Annotated in this window: 15 protein-coding genes; 4 read left to right on the top strand and 11 right to left on the bottom strand. The window is 72.7% G+C overall.

The features are described from left to right. Positions 1 to 11: 11 nt before the first annotated feature. The 10 genes from IG74_RS0106100 to IG74_RS0106060 all read right to left on the bottom strand — a co-directional run bounded on the left by IG74_RS0106100 (position 12) and on the right by IG74_RS0106060 (position 8,090). Positions 12 to 1,628 (bottom strand): SulP family inorganic anion transporter, encoded by a 1,617-nt coding sequence (locus tag IG74_RS0106100; RefSeq protein WP_107058885.1) that lies wholly within the window; start codon positions 1,626 to 1,628, stop codon positions 12 to 14. Positions 1,629 to 1,673: 45 nt separating this feature from the next. After that, positions 1,674 to 2,276, bottom strand: coding sequence for a carbonic anhydrase (locus tag IG74_RS0106095; RefSeq protein WP_030670841.1), 603 nt, complete (start codon positions 2,274 to 2,276; stop codon positions 1,674 to 1,676). 68 nt (positions 2,277 to 2,344) lie between these two features. After that, the gene (locus IG74_RS0106090; protein WP_030670838.1) at positions 2,345 to 2,782 is read right to left on the bottom strand and encodes a hypothetical protein; all 438 of its coding nucleotides are present in this window, start codon (positions 2,780 to 2,782) and stop codon (positions 2,345 to 2,347) included. 85 nt (positions 2,783 to 2,867) lie between these two features. Then, a complete protein-coding gene (locus IG74_RS0106085; RefSeq protein WP_051854608.1) occupies positions 2,868 to 3,434 on the bottom strand; it encodes a hypothetical protein in 567 nt (188 codons plus the stop codon). Between the two features lie 38 nt (positions 3,435 to 3,472). Next, the gene (locus tag IG74_RS0106080) at positions 3,473 to 4,720 is read right to left on the bottom strand and encodes a hypothetical protein (protein ID WP_030670831.1); all 1,248 of its coding nucleotides are present in this window, start codon (positions 4,718 to 4,720) and stop codon (positions 3,473 to 3,475) included. A gap of 94 nt (positions 4,721 to 4,814) precedes the next feature. After that, positions 4,815 to 4,967: a hypothetical protein gene (locus IG74_RS52710; RefSeq protein WP_199818785.1), complete on the bottom strand. Its 153-nt coding sequence runs from the start codon at positions 4,965 to 4,967 to the stop codon at positions 4,815 to 4,817. Between the two features lie 115 nt (positions 4,968 to 5,082). Continuing rightward, positions 5,083 to 5,277, bottom strand: a complete 195-nt coding sequence (locus IG74_RS51955) for a hypothetical protein (RefSeq protein ID WP_158857485.1) — start codon at positions 5,275 to 5,277, stop codon at positions 5,083 to 5,085. A 52-nt stretch (positions 5,278 to 5,329) separates the two neighbouring features. Continuing rightward, positions 5,330 to 6,178 (bottom strand): class I SAM-dependent methyltransferase, encoded by an 849-nt coding sequence (locus tag IG74_RS0106070; RefSeq protein WP_030670828.1) that lies wholly within the window; start codon positions 6,176 to 6,178, stop codon positions 5,330 to 5,332. 184 nt (positions 6,179 to 6,362) lie between these two features. Then, positions 6,363 to 7,553: an acyl-CoA dehydrogenase family protein gene (locus IG74_RS0106065; protein ID WP_030670826.1), complete on the bottom strand. Its 1,191-nt coding sequence runs from the start codon at positions 7,551 to 7,553 to the stop codon at positions 6,363 to 6,365. Between the two features lie 54 nt (positions 7,554 to 7,607). Further along, positions 7,608 to 8,090, bottom strand: a complete 483-nt coding sequence (locus IG74_RS0106060) for a flavin reductase family protein (protein WP_324607489.1) — start codon at positions 8,088 to 8,090, stop codon at positions 7,608 to 7,610. Between the two features lie 130 nt (positions 8,091 to 8,220). Here IG74_RS0106060 and IG74_RS0106055 point away from each other — a divergent pair, with 130 nt between their 5' ends. The 4 genes from IG74_RS0106055 to IG74_RS0106040 all read left to right on the top strand — a co-directional run bounded on the left by IG74_RS0106055 (position 8,221) and on the right by IG74_RS0106040 (position 11,918). Beyond that, the gene (locus IG74_RS0106055; RefSeq protein ID WP_234334238.1) at positions 8,221 to 8,937 is read left to right on the top strand and encodes a FadR/GntR family transcriptional regulator; all 717 of its coding nucleotides are present in this window, start codon (positions 8,221 to 8,223) and stop codon (positions 8,935 to 8,937) included. Between the two features lie 185 nt (positions 8,938 to 9,122). Next, on the top strand, positions 9,123 to 9,584 hold the full coding sequence (locus IG74_RS0106050; RefSeq protein ID WP_078868617.1) for a hypothetical protein: 462 nt from the start codon (positions 9,123 to 9,125) through the stop codon (positions 9,582 to 9,584). 371 nt (positions 9,585 to 9,955) lie between these two features. After that, a complete protein-coding gene (locus tag IG74_RS0106045; RefSeq protein ID WP_030670813.1) occupies positions 9,956 to 10,798 on the top strand; it encodes a hypothetical protein in 843 nt (280 codons plus the stop codon). Between the two features lie 241 nt (positions 10,799 to 11,039). After that, positions 11,040 to 11,918 (top strand): universal stress protein, encoded by an 879-nt coding sequence (locus IG74_RS0106040; RefSeq protein ID WP_030670810.1) that lies wholly within the window; start codon positions 11,040 to 11,042, stop codon positions 11,916 to 11,918. A gap of 36 nt (positions 11,919 to 11,954) precedes the next feature. Here the strand turns inward: IG74_RS0106040 and IG74_RS0106035 are convergent, their stop codons facing one another. Then, positions 11,955 to 13,586 carry an alpha/beta hydrolase gene (locus IG74_RS0106035; RefSeq protein WP_234334237.1) on the bottom strand — a complete coding sequence of 544 codons (1,632 nt, stop codon included), beginning with the start codon at positions 13,584 to 13,586 and terminating at the stop codon, positions 11,955 to 11,957. Positions 13,587 to 13,690 lie beyond the last annotated feature (104 nt).

Here is a 13,690-nt window from a genome sequence, read left to right as displayed (position 1 = left end):
CGTGCGCCGGGTCAGTGCCGCGCTCCCGCGGTCTCCTTGCGCTCGTGGCCGTCCTGGCACTCCGCGGGTTCCTGGGACTCCGTGGGTTCCCGGGACTCCTCGGCTTCCTGGGACTCCTTGGGTTCCTGATGATCCGTCACGCCCGCTATGAGGGGCGTGTCGTCCTCGGACGCCGTCACCTTCGCGTGCCGCTCGGCCCATATGGTGAGCGCCGTCGAGCAGGCGTGGTCCAGGTGGCGCAGGCCGGACAGGTCCAGTTCGGTCCTGCGGTCGGCCGGCAGCGCCTCCAGCTGGTCGAGGATCTTGGGAAGCCGCAGGAACGTGGCGTTGCCGACCACGCGGACGCGGATCGTGCCGGTGCCTTCGAGCCCTTCGACCTCCAGGTGCACGTGGGAGGTGTCCCAGGCCGTCTTCACGATGGCGAGCGCCAGGCCGATGAGGACGCCCTCGAACATGTTGGTCGCCACGATCGCGAGCGCGGTGACCGCGAGGACCAGGGCCTCGCCGCGGTGCTCGCGCCACAGCGGCCCGAACGCCTTGACGGGGATCAGCTTCCAGCCCGCGTGGATCAGGACCCCGGCGAGCGCCGCCACCGGTATGACGCCGAGCGCGGCGGGGAAGGCCGCGGCGAAGGCCAGGAGCCACACGCCGTGCAGCACCCGGGACGCCTTGGTCCTGGCACCGGCCTGGACGTTGGCGGCGCTGCGCACGATCACCGCGGTCATCGGCAGCGCGCCGAGCGCCCCGCACACCGCGTTGCCCGCGCCCTGGGCCATCAGCTCCTTGTCGTAGTCGGTGCGCGGACCGTCGTGCATGCGGTCCACGGCCGCCGCGCTGAACAGCGACTCGGCGGACGCGATCAGGGTGAAGGCGAGCACGGTGCCGAGCGCGCCCGCGAGGGCGCCGCCCTCCACCAGCGCGGAGAACGCGTCTCCGCCGGGCGGCTGCACCGCGTCCACCAAGCCCTGCACCTCGACCTTCGCCACCGGCAGGTCCAGGGCGAAGACGGTGAGCGTGGCCAGGGCGACCGCCGCGAGCGGCGCGGGCAGCACCCGGGCGGCCCGCCGCCACCGCGGCCACAGCACCAGGACGGCGATGGTGCCGGTGCCGACGGCGAACGCGGCCAGGGCGTCGCTGGAGCCGACCGTGTCGGCGGCGAGCCGGGGCAGTTCGGCCAGCTTGTCCAGGCCGGAGGCGGGCGCCTCGGCGTCGACGAGCGCGTACAGCTGCCCGGCGATGAGGACGAGGCCGATGCCCGCGAGCATCCCCTGCACCACCGCCACGGATATCGCCCGGAACCAGCGGCCGAGCCGCAGGGCTCCCATGGCCAGCTGGAGGAGCCCGGCGACCAGCACCAGGGCGCCGAGCGCCGCGATGCCGTACTCCTGCACGGCCTCGTACACGAGGACGGTCAGACCGGCGGCAGGGCCGCTGACCTGGAGGCTGCTGCCGGGCAGCAGACCGGTCAGGAGGCCGCCGACGATGCCGGTGACCAGACCGAGCTCGGCCGGTACGCCGGAGGCGACGGCCACCCCGACGCACAGGGGGACGGCGACGAGGAAGACCACGATCGACGCGGTGAAGTCCGCGCGCAGTGTGGAGAGGTCACGCACTGAGGGCCTTTTCATGGTCGGTACGTCAGCTTTCATGGGTTTCACCGGATTCCCCCGCGCTCACAGCGGGAGGAACAGGTCGGTCGCGGCGTGATGGGCCGCCACCAGGCCGGTGTGGACCTCGTAGTACCAGCCGTGCAGGCGTACGTCGCCGCTCTCCAGGCGGTCGCGGACGCACGGGTACTCGCGCAGGCGTGCCAGCTGTTCGCGCACGTGGCGCTGGACGGCGCCGGCGACCGCGGGCCCGTCGTCGGCGGGCAGTTCGCTGGACAGCTGGCGGTCCAGCCAGTCGCGTACGGCGGGCAGCTCGGCGAGGTCCTCGCCGCGGGCCTTGGCGCCGACGGCGCCGCAGTGCGAGTGCCCGCAGACGACGATGTCGGCGACGCCAAGGACGCACATCGCGTACTCGATGGTGGCGCTCTCCGAGCTGGCCGGGCGGCCCGCTTCGTAGGGGGGCACCGCGTTGCCCGCGGTGCGCAGTTCGAAGAGGTCGCCGGGGCGGGCGCCGGTGATCAGGGAGGGCACAACCCGGGAGTCGGAGCAGGTGATGAAGAGGGCGAGGGGGGACTGCCCGGCGGCGAGCCGTCCGAACGTCTCCTGTTCCTCGCGGCGTTCGGCGATGCGGGCGGTCATGCCGCGGGCATGCGTGATGAAGGTCTCCATGGCGAAGACGTCTCCTGGGGGGTGTCGGTGTGGGGTGTGCGGTCGGCGGGCGGGGCCCGGCTTTCCGCTCAGGAGCGCGAAACGCAGTGCAGGAGGAGCAGTTGGGCGCCCGGTCTGGCGGGCGCGGCCGCGGCGGGCCGGGGACCGGTGGGTCTGCGGGCCGTGCGGGTGTCGGCGGGGTCGGCCGTGTCGGAGCGGGCCCGCGCGGCGGTGGCCCGGAGGGGTGCCGGGGTGGTGTGCGCGCGGCCGCGGACGAAGTGAGGGGGTGGGTAGGGGACTTCGCCGTCCCTGAGCGTGCGTTCCCGCGTGTCCGTGGTGGCCGGGGGCAGATCCGGCGCGGCGAGCCTGGACGGGGCCGCCGTGTGGGAGGCCGCGCCCGCGGCGGCGGGCGCGGTGCCGCCGCACAGCAGGGACAGCAGGACGATCATGGTGGTGACGGCCCAGCGGCGCGCTCGCGCTGCCGGGCCCGCGCGGCCGAGCGGGCGGCCGGTCGTGTGGTGCTTCATCGTCGTCAGGAGGTGTCGGGCGCGTGCGTGCGCGCGGGACGGCAGCTCACGCGGGTCGCGGCCGTGCCGGCGCGCCTGTGCCCGTTCAACTGCCGCCCGCTTCCTGAGGTGCCGCCGCCGGGGCCAGCTCGCTGATCTCGGAAAGGTCCATGCCGAGCTGCTCGTGCAGGAAGCGCACGATCGTCCAGTGCGGCAGCGCGCCCCCGTCGAAGGGGCCGAACTCCCGTACGTACAGCGGGATCCAGCGCAGTGCCTCCTCGATGGCCCGCTCCCTGCCCGGCTCGCGCTGGTAGTCCTCGTACGCGATGCTGCGGTGCTCGATGAAGAACCCGCCGGGCAGCCGCTGGGCGCACAGGGCGCGGTACTCGCGGGTCTGCAGGATCAGGTAGTGCCAGATCTCGTCGATCTCCTGCTCGACGGGGAGGAAGAGACCGCTGAGCCGGTCCGGGTGGCGGGAGACGAGGTAGAGGTAGCGCAGACACTCGGTGACCTGGCGCTCGACGTACTCCCGCGGCGCGTCGGTCGCCGCGGCGAAGTGCGCCACCACTTCGGCGTGCAGGGCGTCGCCGAGGAGGGACGCGAGGTCTGCGGCGGACACGTGGTCGACGGCGGGCGCGAGGGGGGTGGCGGACGCGATCGGCTGCGTGGTCATGGTGCTCCCGGGAGGCGTGGCGTAGCGGAGTGCGGGGGTCAGGTGTCCTTGGCGAGCCAGGTGTACTTGCCCGATCCGCCGATGGGGATGTGGTCCTGGTGTTCCAGGGCGGCGTCCCGTCCGGTGAGCGCGGCGACGCCGTGGCGCAGCGCGTCGGCCTCGACGGGCGCGAGCGGGGCGCCGTCGAAGGTCGTGTAGCGCAGCAGCGCGCGGGACGGGTCGCGGGCGTCGAGCTGGTGGACGAAGACGCGGGGCGAAGCGGCGGTGACCACGTCGTCGAGGTCGCCCTGTGCCACGGGCCCGTGCGGGGTCTTCAGGAGTTCCTTCTCGCGGCCACAGAACCGGGTGATGCGGGCCGGGTCCGGCGAGCCGTCGGCGGTGCGCACGCAGTCGCCTGAGCGGTAGCGCACCAGGGGCATGTGCGGGTTGCGCACGCTGGTCACGATGAGGTGGTGGATGCGGCTGCCCGGCTCCACGGGGATCAGCTCGACGCTCATCCGGTCCAGGTACGGCCGGTAGCGGCCGGTCCGGTCGCTGTAGAAGAGGTAGCCGAGCTCGGTGCTGCCGAACAGGTCGACGACCGGGCAGGAGAAGTGGTGCTGGAGGTAGCGCCGCACGTTGAGCGGCGCGTACTCGTAGGCGTGCACGATGCTCGCGGGCCGGGGGAAGGAGGCCCACAGGCCCCAGTCGACGGCCTTGCGCACCAGGTGTGCGAGATGGGGTCCCGAGCAGTCCAGGTGGTAGCGGCCGCGGGGGTGGGCGGCCTGTGCGGTACGGATCTCCTCGATCATGCGCTCGACGTCCGCGCGGTCCCACAGGGCCGGGTCGCGGCGCAGGTTGACGTAGAACGTCCGCTCGTCCAGGCGCCGTTGCTCCAGGTCCGGCAGCGGGTCGGGCTCGGCCGTCGGCCCGCCGCGCTTGCGGGCGTTGACGCGGGCGACGTGCTCGGTGGCGAGGACGGTGGTGAGGGAGACCCGTCGGCACCCCTCGTGCCAGGTGTCGGCGATGTCGGGGTGCTCGCTCCACAGCCGGTAGTAGGAGTTGAGCAGGAAGTAAGGGGGCCGGATGATCTGCATCCGCGCGTGGTTGGTGCCCGTGGAGAGCACGAACTCCGCTTCGCCCGCCGCGAGGGCGGCCGCCAGGGTGGGGGTCATCCAGTTGTCGGGAAAGCCACGGGCGATCTCCGGCTTCTCCAGAATGGGGAAGTGGCCACGCTCGACGTACGGCCGGTAGATCGGGATGTCCTTGATCTGGGCGATGACGTCGGCACTGGGCTGACCGTTCATGACCACCCTTCGGGGCTGCGGAGGTATGTGGGGGGCTGGCCCGGCACGCCTGGGGCGTGCCGGGCCGGTAGTAGCAGGGGCAACTAACGGGTGTTCAGGAAATACAGCCGGACTTCGCCGACGCGCTGATGCAGCCGGACTTGTCGGCGCTGATGCAGCCTTCCTTTCCGGACACCTTCGGCGAGTTCAGGGCGGTCCACTGGTTCCAGACATCGTCCTTGGCCATCTTCGCGATGAGCTTTTCCACGTCGTACCTCCAGGGAAGGGTGGGGTGGCGCGGCGGGGCCGATGCCCGTTCGCCGCCGCAATCGAAGGTAAAAGAAAGACCAAGTCGAAGTCAAAGGTGAGCAATGCGCCATGGCTCAAAAACCGTCCGGAGCACCGACTTTGGCTTGATCCTTTGGGGCGCGCGGGGCGCTATTCACCTTCTCTTCACCAACGAGACAGGAAATGTGCACGAGTTGAGACAGGACCCAAAAGGGATCAATCAACTGGAGGGAGTCGAACGACTCGATAGAGGGATGATCGACTTGAAGAGCCGCTTCGACGGACTTCATGGGCCGCCCCTACGGCGAGGAATGCACGGCCGAAGAGGGGCGAGCCCTGGCCCTATCGTCCGGCGGGCGCCGTACGCCAGAGGAAGATTTCGGTACTCGGGCGGCGCTCGGCGAAGCGGCCCGCCGGGGAGGACGTCCGCAGCAGGTCGCGCAGGTCCGACTCGAAGGCGTCTCGGCGCGGCCCGAACAGGTGCGGGGCCGAGAACGACATCGAGAACACCCCGGCGACGACGTCGTCGTACGTGCGCTCCAGCACCTGCCCACCAGGAACGACGAGGCGCTCAGGACCGGAGAACCCCGCCCGGGCGAAGACCGCGGCCTCGCCTCCCGGCGTCCCCTGCGGCAGCAGGCCGCGCCCCGCCCGCCTGACCGGCCCCAGATAGCGTCTGACCAGCTCGTCCAGCGCGGCGTAGGGCACCGGCGGATGCGGCAGGCCGACGACGGACCGGTCTTCCGTCTTCAGGTCGGAGAGGTGCGCGAGGGCACCGCCCGGGCGCAGCATGCCCCGCACCGTGCGCGCCACCAGGTCGCGGTCCATCCAGTGGAAGGACTGGGCGAAGGCCGCCACGGTGAAGGTGCCGAGCCCTGCGGGCAGGTCTTCGGCCCGGGCCTGCACCCAGGTGGCCTTTTCGGCCACTCCCTGCTCGGCCGCCCCACGGCGGGCCTCGGCGATCATCTCGCCGTCGGGGTCCAGCCCCACGATCTCGCCGAAGGCGTGCGCGAGCCGCAGCGCGATGCTGCCCGGGCCGCACCCCACGTCGAGCAGGCGCCCCCGCCCGTCGAGCCCCAGCGCCTCGGTGAGCGCGTCCGCGAGTCCGGGAGCGTACGGGAGCCGCCCGCGCTCGTAGTACGCGGCCGTACCGGCGAACAAGGTGTCGTCCCACTGCCATCCAGCAGCCAAGCCGGCGCACCGCCCTTCGCGGGAGATCCGAGCGCGGAGCGGTCGATGATTCCACGGCAGGGGACGGGCGGCGACCTCATTTCCGCGTAGCGCGTGCCCGGCGTTTTTCGTGTGGCGCGCGCCCGGCGTTGCCGTATGGCGTGCGCCCGGCCGCGGGCGATGCCCGCGGCCGGGCCCTGAGCGGTCACACGAAGGGCGTGATCCGCTCCTCGACGCCGAGGAGCAGCTTGCCGTAGATCTCCATGCCCACCGCGGGCGTGGCGACCGCGTGGCGTCCGGCGGTGCTGGCGTCCCGCCAGATCCGCTGGAGCGGGTTCGAGTCGGCGAAGGAGCCGCCGCCGTGCACGTTGAGCAGGGTGTTGATGGCCTCCAGGACGTTCTTGATGGCGTGCCCGCTGTCCGCGCGGACCCGGGCGCGGATCAGCACGTCGAGGTCGGCCCCGCGGGCGGCGGCCTCGTCGATGTCCGCGGCCGCGCGGTGCACGTGCAGCTGCGCCGTGTCGATCTTCGTGGCGGCCTCCGCGACCTCCAGCTGCACGGCCACCGAGTCCGCCTGCGTCTCGTAGTACGTGTACGAGATCGGTTTGGTCGCGGCCTTCTCGGTGACGAGCTTCAACGCGGCGCGCCCCAGGCCGATCTGGGGCCCGGCGAGGCCCAGGGCGAGCAGCGGCGAGAGCGAGGAGCGGAACAGGCCCGTGTCCCCGTGCACCGTCGGCAGCTCGCCCTCGATCGCCCTCGGCACGGAGATGACGCGGTGCTCGGGTATGAAGACGTCCTCGGCGATCAGGCAGTTGCTCCCGGTGCCGCGCATCCCGGCGACGTGCCAGACGTCCTGGATCTCCACGTCCGCGCTCGGCACCAGGGCCATCGCCTGGTCGACCACCTCGCCGTGCTCATCGGTCAGCGGCAGGGCGAGGACGGCCCAGGTGGAGTGCCAGGCGCCGGAGTTGTAGTACCAGCGGCCGGACACCCGCCAGCCGCCCTCGGTCTTGCGGCTGGTGGCGGTGGGGCCGAAGACGCCGGTGACCCGGGCGTCGGGGTCGGCGCCGAAGACCTCCTCCTGGGCCCGGAGGGGGAAGAGGGCGGCCAGCCAGTTGCAGGTGTTGACCACGGCCACCACCCAGGAGGTGGAGCCGTCGCCCTCGGCGAGTTCGGCCGACACGTCCACCAGGGTGCGCATGTCGGTCTCGTAGCCGCCGAAGCGCCGCGGCACGGTCAGTTTGAAGAGTCCCGCGGCCGTCAGCGCGTCGATCACCTCGTCGGTGACCTTGCGCTCCGCCTCGATCCTGGGGGCGTGCTCGCGCAGCAGGGGTCGCAGGGCGGCGGCCCGCGCGAGGATCTCGGCGGTGGTCGGGGTGTCGGTGGTGGTGGTCATGTCTGTCTCCATGGCTTGAACACGCGAGAAGGAAGCGGGGGAAGAAGGCGGGGGTCAGGCGACCGGGGCGAACGCGGAGTGCGTGCCGAAGGTCCGGTGGCCGTAGACCAGCGGCGGCGCCGTGGCCGTGCGGGCGTGGACGACCGTCCCGAGCAGCAGTTGGTGGTCGCCGCCCGCGACGGCCGACGTCAGCTCGCACACGAGCCAGCCCGGCGCGTCCGGCAGCCGGGGCAGTCCGTGGTCGTCCTCCCAGCGGACCTCGGCGAAGCGGTCGGCGGACCGGCCCGCGAAGCGACGCGCCAGCGCTTCCTGGTCCGCGCCGAGCACGTTCACACCGAAGCGCCGGGTCGTCAGGATGCGGGCGAGCAGGCCCGACCCGCGGTCCAGGGCCACGGACACCATCGGCGGGCGCAGCGACAGCGAGGCGAAGGCGCTGACGGTCGATCCGTACGGCGCCCCGCCCTCGGCTGCGGTCACGACGGTCACCGGGGCGCAGACCCCGGCCATCAGATCCCGGAAGTCCTGTTCGGTCATCATGGCGTCCCCTCCAATCCATCATGATGATTACGGTGATCATGATGGAGGCTTTCAAAGAGCGTCAAGGGGTGCGATGCTATTGGCCATAATCAATTCGTTCTGAGGATCGTCGCGAGGATGGGGAGGGCCTGTGGGAGCCGCAGACGACGCCAGAGGGGGCATGGAGCCGCCCGCCCTTCGGCGCGGCGAGTGGGAGCGCCCCGCGGCCTCCCGCGCCGAGGTCGCCGCCCAGCGCATCGCGGCCATGGTCGCGGACGCGGAACCGGGCGAGCGCCTGGGCACCAAGGAGGAGCTCCGCGCCACCTGCGGGGTGTCGGTCGGCACCTTCAACGAGACCCTGCGGCTGCTCCAGTCACGCGGGCTCGTCACCGTCCGCCCCGGCCCGGGCGGCGGCCTCTTCGCCGCCGAGCAGTCCGCCCTGCGGCGCCTGGGCAACTCCGTGCTCGCCCTCGACACCGGCACCGACACCGGCCAGGCGGACGGCAAGCGCGCGGAGGAGGCCCGGCGCATCCGGGACGCGCTGGTTCCGCTCCTGGTCGAGGACGCCCTCTGGCACGCCTCACCGGCCGATGTCGCCGCGCTCCGGCAGGAGTTGGCGGAGCTGGCCGGGGCCGCGCGGCAGGCCGACGCGGTCGCGTTCGCCGCCGCCGATCACCGGCTGCGCACCCGGCTCGCGGCCGTCAGCCCCAACTCGCTGCTGCGCTCGCTGTACGCGACCCTGCTGCCGGTCGCCGAGCCCGACGCCGCCGAGCGGCTCCAGGGCCGGTACGAGCACCACGTCGCGCTCGTCGACGCCCTCGAAGCCCGTGACCGCGCCCGGGCGCTCGACCTGGCGCGCTCCACCTGAGGAAGACTCACAGAGCCCACTCGTCCTGGGCACAGGTCTTTCACATTTTCCGGTCATTGAGGGACGGCAAACCGCCAACCCCACGCGGAGCCGATCCTTCCGCAACCTCGTCGGTGCCAGAGTCCCGGTGCGGCGCCCAACAGGGCGCCCGTGGCTGAACTACCTGACACCAAGGAGTTCTCTTCGTGGGGAAGAAAACCGCGACGCTGCTCGCCACCGCCGCTCTGGCCACCCTCACCCTCGTCGGCCAGGCGAACGCCGCCCCCGCACACCACGCCTCAGCCCCTTCCGCCGGCGCGACCACGCCGGGGCCGCTCGCGAACCAGGTCCGGTACGCACCGTTCACCCTCAACCACAACGAATCCGTGAGCTCCGACACGGCCCGCCTCGTCATGCAGTCCGACGGAAACCTCGTCATCTACGACGAGTTCAACCGGGCCAGATGGGCCACCCGGACCGTCGGCCAGGGCTGGACCACCCGCTTCCAGGAGGACGGCAACCTCGTCGTCTACACCCGCAGCGGCCGCGCCGTCTGGGCGTCCAACACCGCGGGTCACCCCGGCTCCCGCCTCGTCGTGCAGGACGACGGCAACGTCGTCATCTACGACGGCAGCCGGGCCATCTGGGCCTCCGGCACCAACCACTAGCTCCTCCGCGCACCGCCACCAGCACGTCTGGCGGCTGGCGGCTGGCGGCGTCACCGGCCGGGCCCTCGCGGGTCCGGCCGGTTCCGTGCGGGGGCCGCGCCGGGTCCGTGCAGGGGCCCGCGCCGGGTGGCGGCGGTCACCGGTCCTCATCGGCGCCGGTGCCCATGGGCTCCTGGGCTCCTGGGCTCCTGGGTGATCCAGCCCCCGTAGGAGACGGGCAGGCGACCTCCCATCGAACACCCCGCATACGCGCCATGCACTCTCCGCGCCGCCTACAACCACAGCCGCCGCTCCCCGCGTCGAACTCCGTGCCGGTGCGCCGGTCCCGCCGGTGACACCGATCCCGCACCCACCGAACCCACGGAGTTCACGTGCACTCGCGTTCCCACTTCACGGTCGTCCGGCTGGCCGCCACCGCCGCGCTCGCACTGGCCACCCTCACCGTCGGCGTGCCCTCCGCCCAGGCCGCGGACACCGCCCCGGCGTCGCGCCAGGCGCCGGACGACCCCTTCGTAGTGACCCTCTCCTCCAACGTCTCCACGACCGACTTCACCCACCGCAAGGTCAAGCTCAGCGGCACCGTGACCCGCGCCGACGGCACCCCGGTGGCGGGCGCGCCGGTCAAGCTGCTCAAGACCGTCCTGTACAACACCTGGAACCCGTGGGGCGACCCCATCGACCCCATCGAGCGGGAGACCCTACCGCTGGGCACCCTCCGCACCGACGCCGAGGGGAAGTTCGCGGTCTCCAACGTCCCGGCGGACCGTTGGCTGGACCGCCCCAGCGTCCATCTGTTCCCGCGCCACCAGGTCGAGTTCCAGGCCTCGTACGACCCGGGCGACCCCTCCGACGGCCACTTCTACTTCGCCGACACCACGGTCAACGTCAAGGCGGTCGCCAGCACCCTCACCTACAAGGTCAACAAGACCAAGGTGCGCGCCGGTGACACCCTCGTCGTCACCGGCAAGGTCACCTGGCCCGCCGGACACGGCCCGGTCAAGGGCACCCGCGTCCTGCTCCGGACCTACTACGAGTCCGCGTACGACGCGAAGACCACCACCGACGCGCGGGGCAACTTCACCGTCCGCGCCAAGATCCGGGGCTACGACCGCGACTTCGCGCTCTTCTCCGCGCCCAAGGACTACTACGTCGCGGGCGCGAGCAAGAAGCTGCCGGTCAAGAACATCACGCCGCGCCCGACGCCCGCGCCCTGAGGCACGGGACCGGGCCGGGGCCCACCGCCGTGGACACGGTGGCGGGCCCCGCACCACCCTCTCCGAACCGTGAGCCCGTGTCAGGGTTTGACATGGATCACACGGATCCGTACGGGCGGATTCCGATTGCCGACGGCGGCAGAGAGCAGGAGAAAGGACGAGGAGAGACCGAGAACGAGACCCACAAGCGTCAGGAGCGGCCGCGTGCCGCACCCCTGCCCCGAGAACGTACGGAGGTCACATGACCCGCGCCATCGCCGTCGGAGTGGACGGATCCGCCGAGAGCCTGGCCGCAGCCGACTGGGCGGCGGCCGAAGCCGCGCTGCGCGGCGCGCCCCTGCGGATCGTGCACGCCTGGCTCCTGCAGTCGACCGACGTGACCATCGCTCAGAGCAGGGACGAGCAGGCCACCGCCGCCGACGCCTTCGTGCGGGAGGCCGTGACGCGTGTGTCCGGGCGCCACCCGAACCTCACGATCACCTCCGAGGTCGTCCAGGCCACCCCCGTCGACACGCTCCTGGCGGAGGCCGAGCGTTCCGAGATGCTGGTGCTCGGCTCGCGCGGGCACGGGGCGCTGCTCGGCTTCCTGCTCGGCTCGTACGGGCAACAGGTGATCGCCGACGCGGCAGGGCCCGTGGTGTCCGTGCGCGCCGGTACGGGGACAGGGGCGGCCCGGCCCGACGGCGCGAGTGAGGTCGTCGTGGGGCAGCACGGGGAGCCCGAGGACAGCGAGGCCGTGCTGCGGTTCGCCTTCGAGGCCGCGGCCGCCCGCGGCGCGTCCGTGCGCGCGGTGCGGGCTTGGACCCTGCCGCCGCTGTACGCCTACAACACCGGCGTACTGGACGTCGCGGACCAGGCCGGCGGCCTCGAACCCCTCGAACAGCAGGCGCTGACGCGGGCGCTCGCCCCGTGGCGCGAGCGCTACCCCGACGTGCCCGTGACCGAGCACGTCGAGATCGGCAGTGCGGGCCAGGTCCTCCTCGCGGCCACCGCCGACGCCGGCCTCCTCGTGGTCGGCCGCAAGACGCACCGCTCCCCCATCGGCACCCGCATCGGCTCCGTGGCCCACGCGGCACTGCACCACGCGGGCTGCCCGGTCGCGGTCGTTCCCCCGGCCTGAGCTGCGGCCGGACGCGGCCCGGCGGGCCGCGCATGCTCAGCAGGTCGTGCCGTCAGGCACCTCGCGCAGGCCGACCAGGTAGTCGTCCACGCGCTGGGTGACGCACGCGCCGCCCCGGCCGTAGGCGGTGTGCCCCGGGGCCTCGTACGTCAGGAGCATGCCGCCGGGGAACTGGTCCGCCAGGCTCTCGGCCTCCTCGTACGGGGTGGCCGGGTCGCCGGTGGTGCCGATCACGAGGACCGGCGGCACCCCCTCCGCCTCCACCCGGCGCGGCTGCTGCGTGCCCGACGGCAGGTCCTTGCACGCCAGGACGCTCACCACGCTCGACACGCCGTACAGGCCCGCCTTCCTCTCCGCTCGCTCCAGGGCGTCCCAGTACGGCTCGGCGGTGCGGGGGTAGGCGGTGTCGGCACAGGAGACGGCGAGGATGGCGGCGTCGCTGTTGTCGACGGGGGCCTTGGACGCGCGGTTGTCGACGGGGGCCTTGGACGCGCGCTTGCCCTTGCCGCGGGAGCGGGCCGCGGGCTCCGGCGCATCGGCCTCCGAGAGCTCTGCCAGTTTCGTGCCGTCGCCGCGGGCCGCCGCGCGCAGCGCCGCGGAGAGCGGCTTCCACTCGTCCTCGGGCGTGTACATCGCCAGGGAGACCGCGTCGACGACGTCCGTCGTGCCGAGGCCCTCCTCGTCGCCGTCGACGGGCAGCGGGTCGTGCTCCGTGCTCTCGTACAGGCCCTGGATCAATCGGCGGATCTCGCCGGGGCTGTCACCGGGGCAGCCCCGGCCGACGACGTCCGCGCACCGCGTCGCGTAGTCGTCGACGGCCCTGCGGAAGCCGGTCGCCTCGCTGAGGGCGCGCCGCTCCCAGCCGAGGGAGGGGTCCACCGCGCCGTCGAGGACCATGGCGCGCACCCGGCGCGGGAACTGCTCGGCGTACCGCGTACCCAAGTGCGTGCCGTACGACCAGCCGACATAGGTCAGCTTTCGCTCGCCGAGAGCCGCGCGCAGCACGTCCAGGTCACGGGCCACGTCCTGGGTGCCGACGTGGCGCAGGAGGCCGTGGCTGCCCTTGCGGCACGCGGTGGCCTCGGCGCGGGCGTCGGCGAGCGCGCGGGCTCGCGCGGCGGCGGTGCGCGGAACGGGAGGCTGTTCTCCCGAACCCGACCCGGCACCGTCCCCGGCGGTGTCTTCCTCTTCCTCCGGGCAGTCGAGCGCAGGCCGGCTGCCCGCGACACCTCTCGGGTCGAAGGAGACGATGTCGAAGCGGGCCCGCGCCTTCGCACCGAACGACTCGACCCCGCCCTCCTTCAGGTCGGCCACACCGGACTCGCCCGGGCCGCCCGGGTTGTACACGAGGGTGCCGACGCGCCGCTCCTCGTCGTCGGTCACGGCCCTGGCCACCGGCAGGACGAAGGTCTTCCCGTCACCCGGGTGCGCGTAGTCCCTGGGCACGGTGAGCCGGGCGCACTGGACGTCGCCACAGTCCCTCCACTTCAGCCGCTGTCCGTAGAAGCGCTGGAGTTCGGGCCGGGTGGCGGGGTCGGCGTCCGCCCGCTGCTGCGCACGACCGTCCTCCGTGGTGCAGCCCGCGAGGGACAGGGCCGTGAGAACCGCGAGGGGCAGGGCGAGCACGCGCATCCGCGCGGTGTGCCGCAAGGACTTCGGGGACTTCAAGGGGGTGCTCCTGTGTTTCGGTACACCACAGGGTCCCTGATCACGGCTGACGGTGCCGCATCCGGGCCGGGCTGCGTCAGGGTCAGCGGCCACTCCTTGTCGTC

It is taken from the genome of Streptomyces sp. NRRL B-1347 (assembly GCF_000720325.1).
GTDB lineage: Bacteria > Actinomycetota > Actinomycetes > Streptomycetales > Streptomycetaceae > Streptomyces.
This window is presented reverse-complemented; position numbering and strand designations above follow the sequence as displayed.

Bases quoted from the DNA above. Each gene is read 5' to 3' on its own strand.
- IG74_RS0106080 (WP_030670831.1), bottom strand. From the start codon at position 4,720: ATGAACGGTCAGCCCAGTGCCGACGTCATCGCCCAGATCAAGGACATC.
- IG74_RS0106100 (WP_107058885.1), bottom strand. From the start codon at position 1,628: ATGAAAAGGCCCTCAGTGCGTGACCTCTCCACACTGCGCGCGGACTTC.
- IG74_RS0106060 (WP_324607489.1), bottom strand. From the start codon at position 8,090: ATGATGACCGAACAGGACTTCCGGGATCTGATGGCCGGGGTCTGCGCC.
- IG74_RS0106085 (WP_051854608.1), bottom strand. From the start codon at position 3,434: ATGACCACGCAGCCGATCGCGTCCGCCACCCCCCTCGCGCCCGCCGTC.
- IG74_RS0106095 (WP_030670841.1), bottom strand. From the start codon at position 2,276: ATGGAGACCTTCATCACGCATGCCCGCGGCATGACCGCCCGCATCGCC.
- IG74_RS0106090 (WP_030670838.1), bottom strand. From the start codon at position 2,782: ATGAAGCACCACACGACCGGCCGCCCGCTCGGCCGCGCGGGCCCGGCA.
- IG74_RS51955 (WP_158857485.1), bottom strand. From the start codon at position 5,277: ATGAAGTCCGTCGAAGCGGCTCTTCAAGTCGATCATCCCTCTATCGAG.
- IG74_RS0106040 (WP_030670810.1), top strand. From the start codon at position 11,040: ATGACCCGCGCCATCGCCGTCGGAGTGGACGGATCCGCCGAGAGCCTG.
- IG74_RS0106065 (WP_030670826.1), bottom strand. From the start codon at position 7,553: ATGACCACCACCACCGACACCCCGACCACCGCCGAGATCCTCGCGCGG.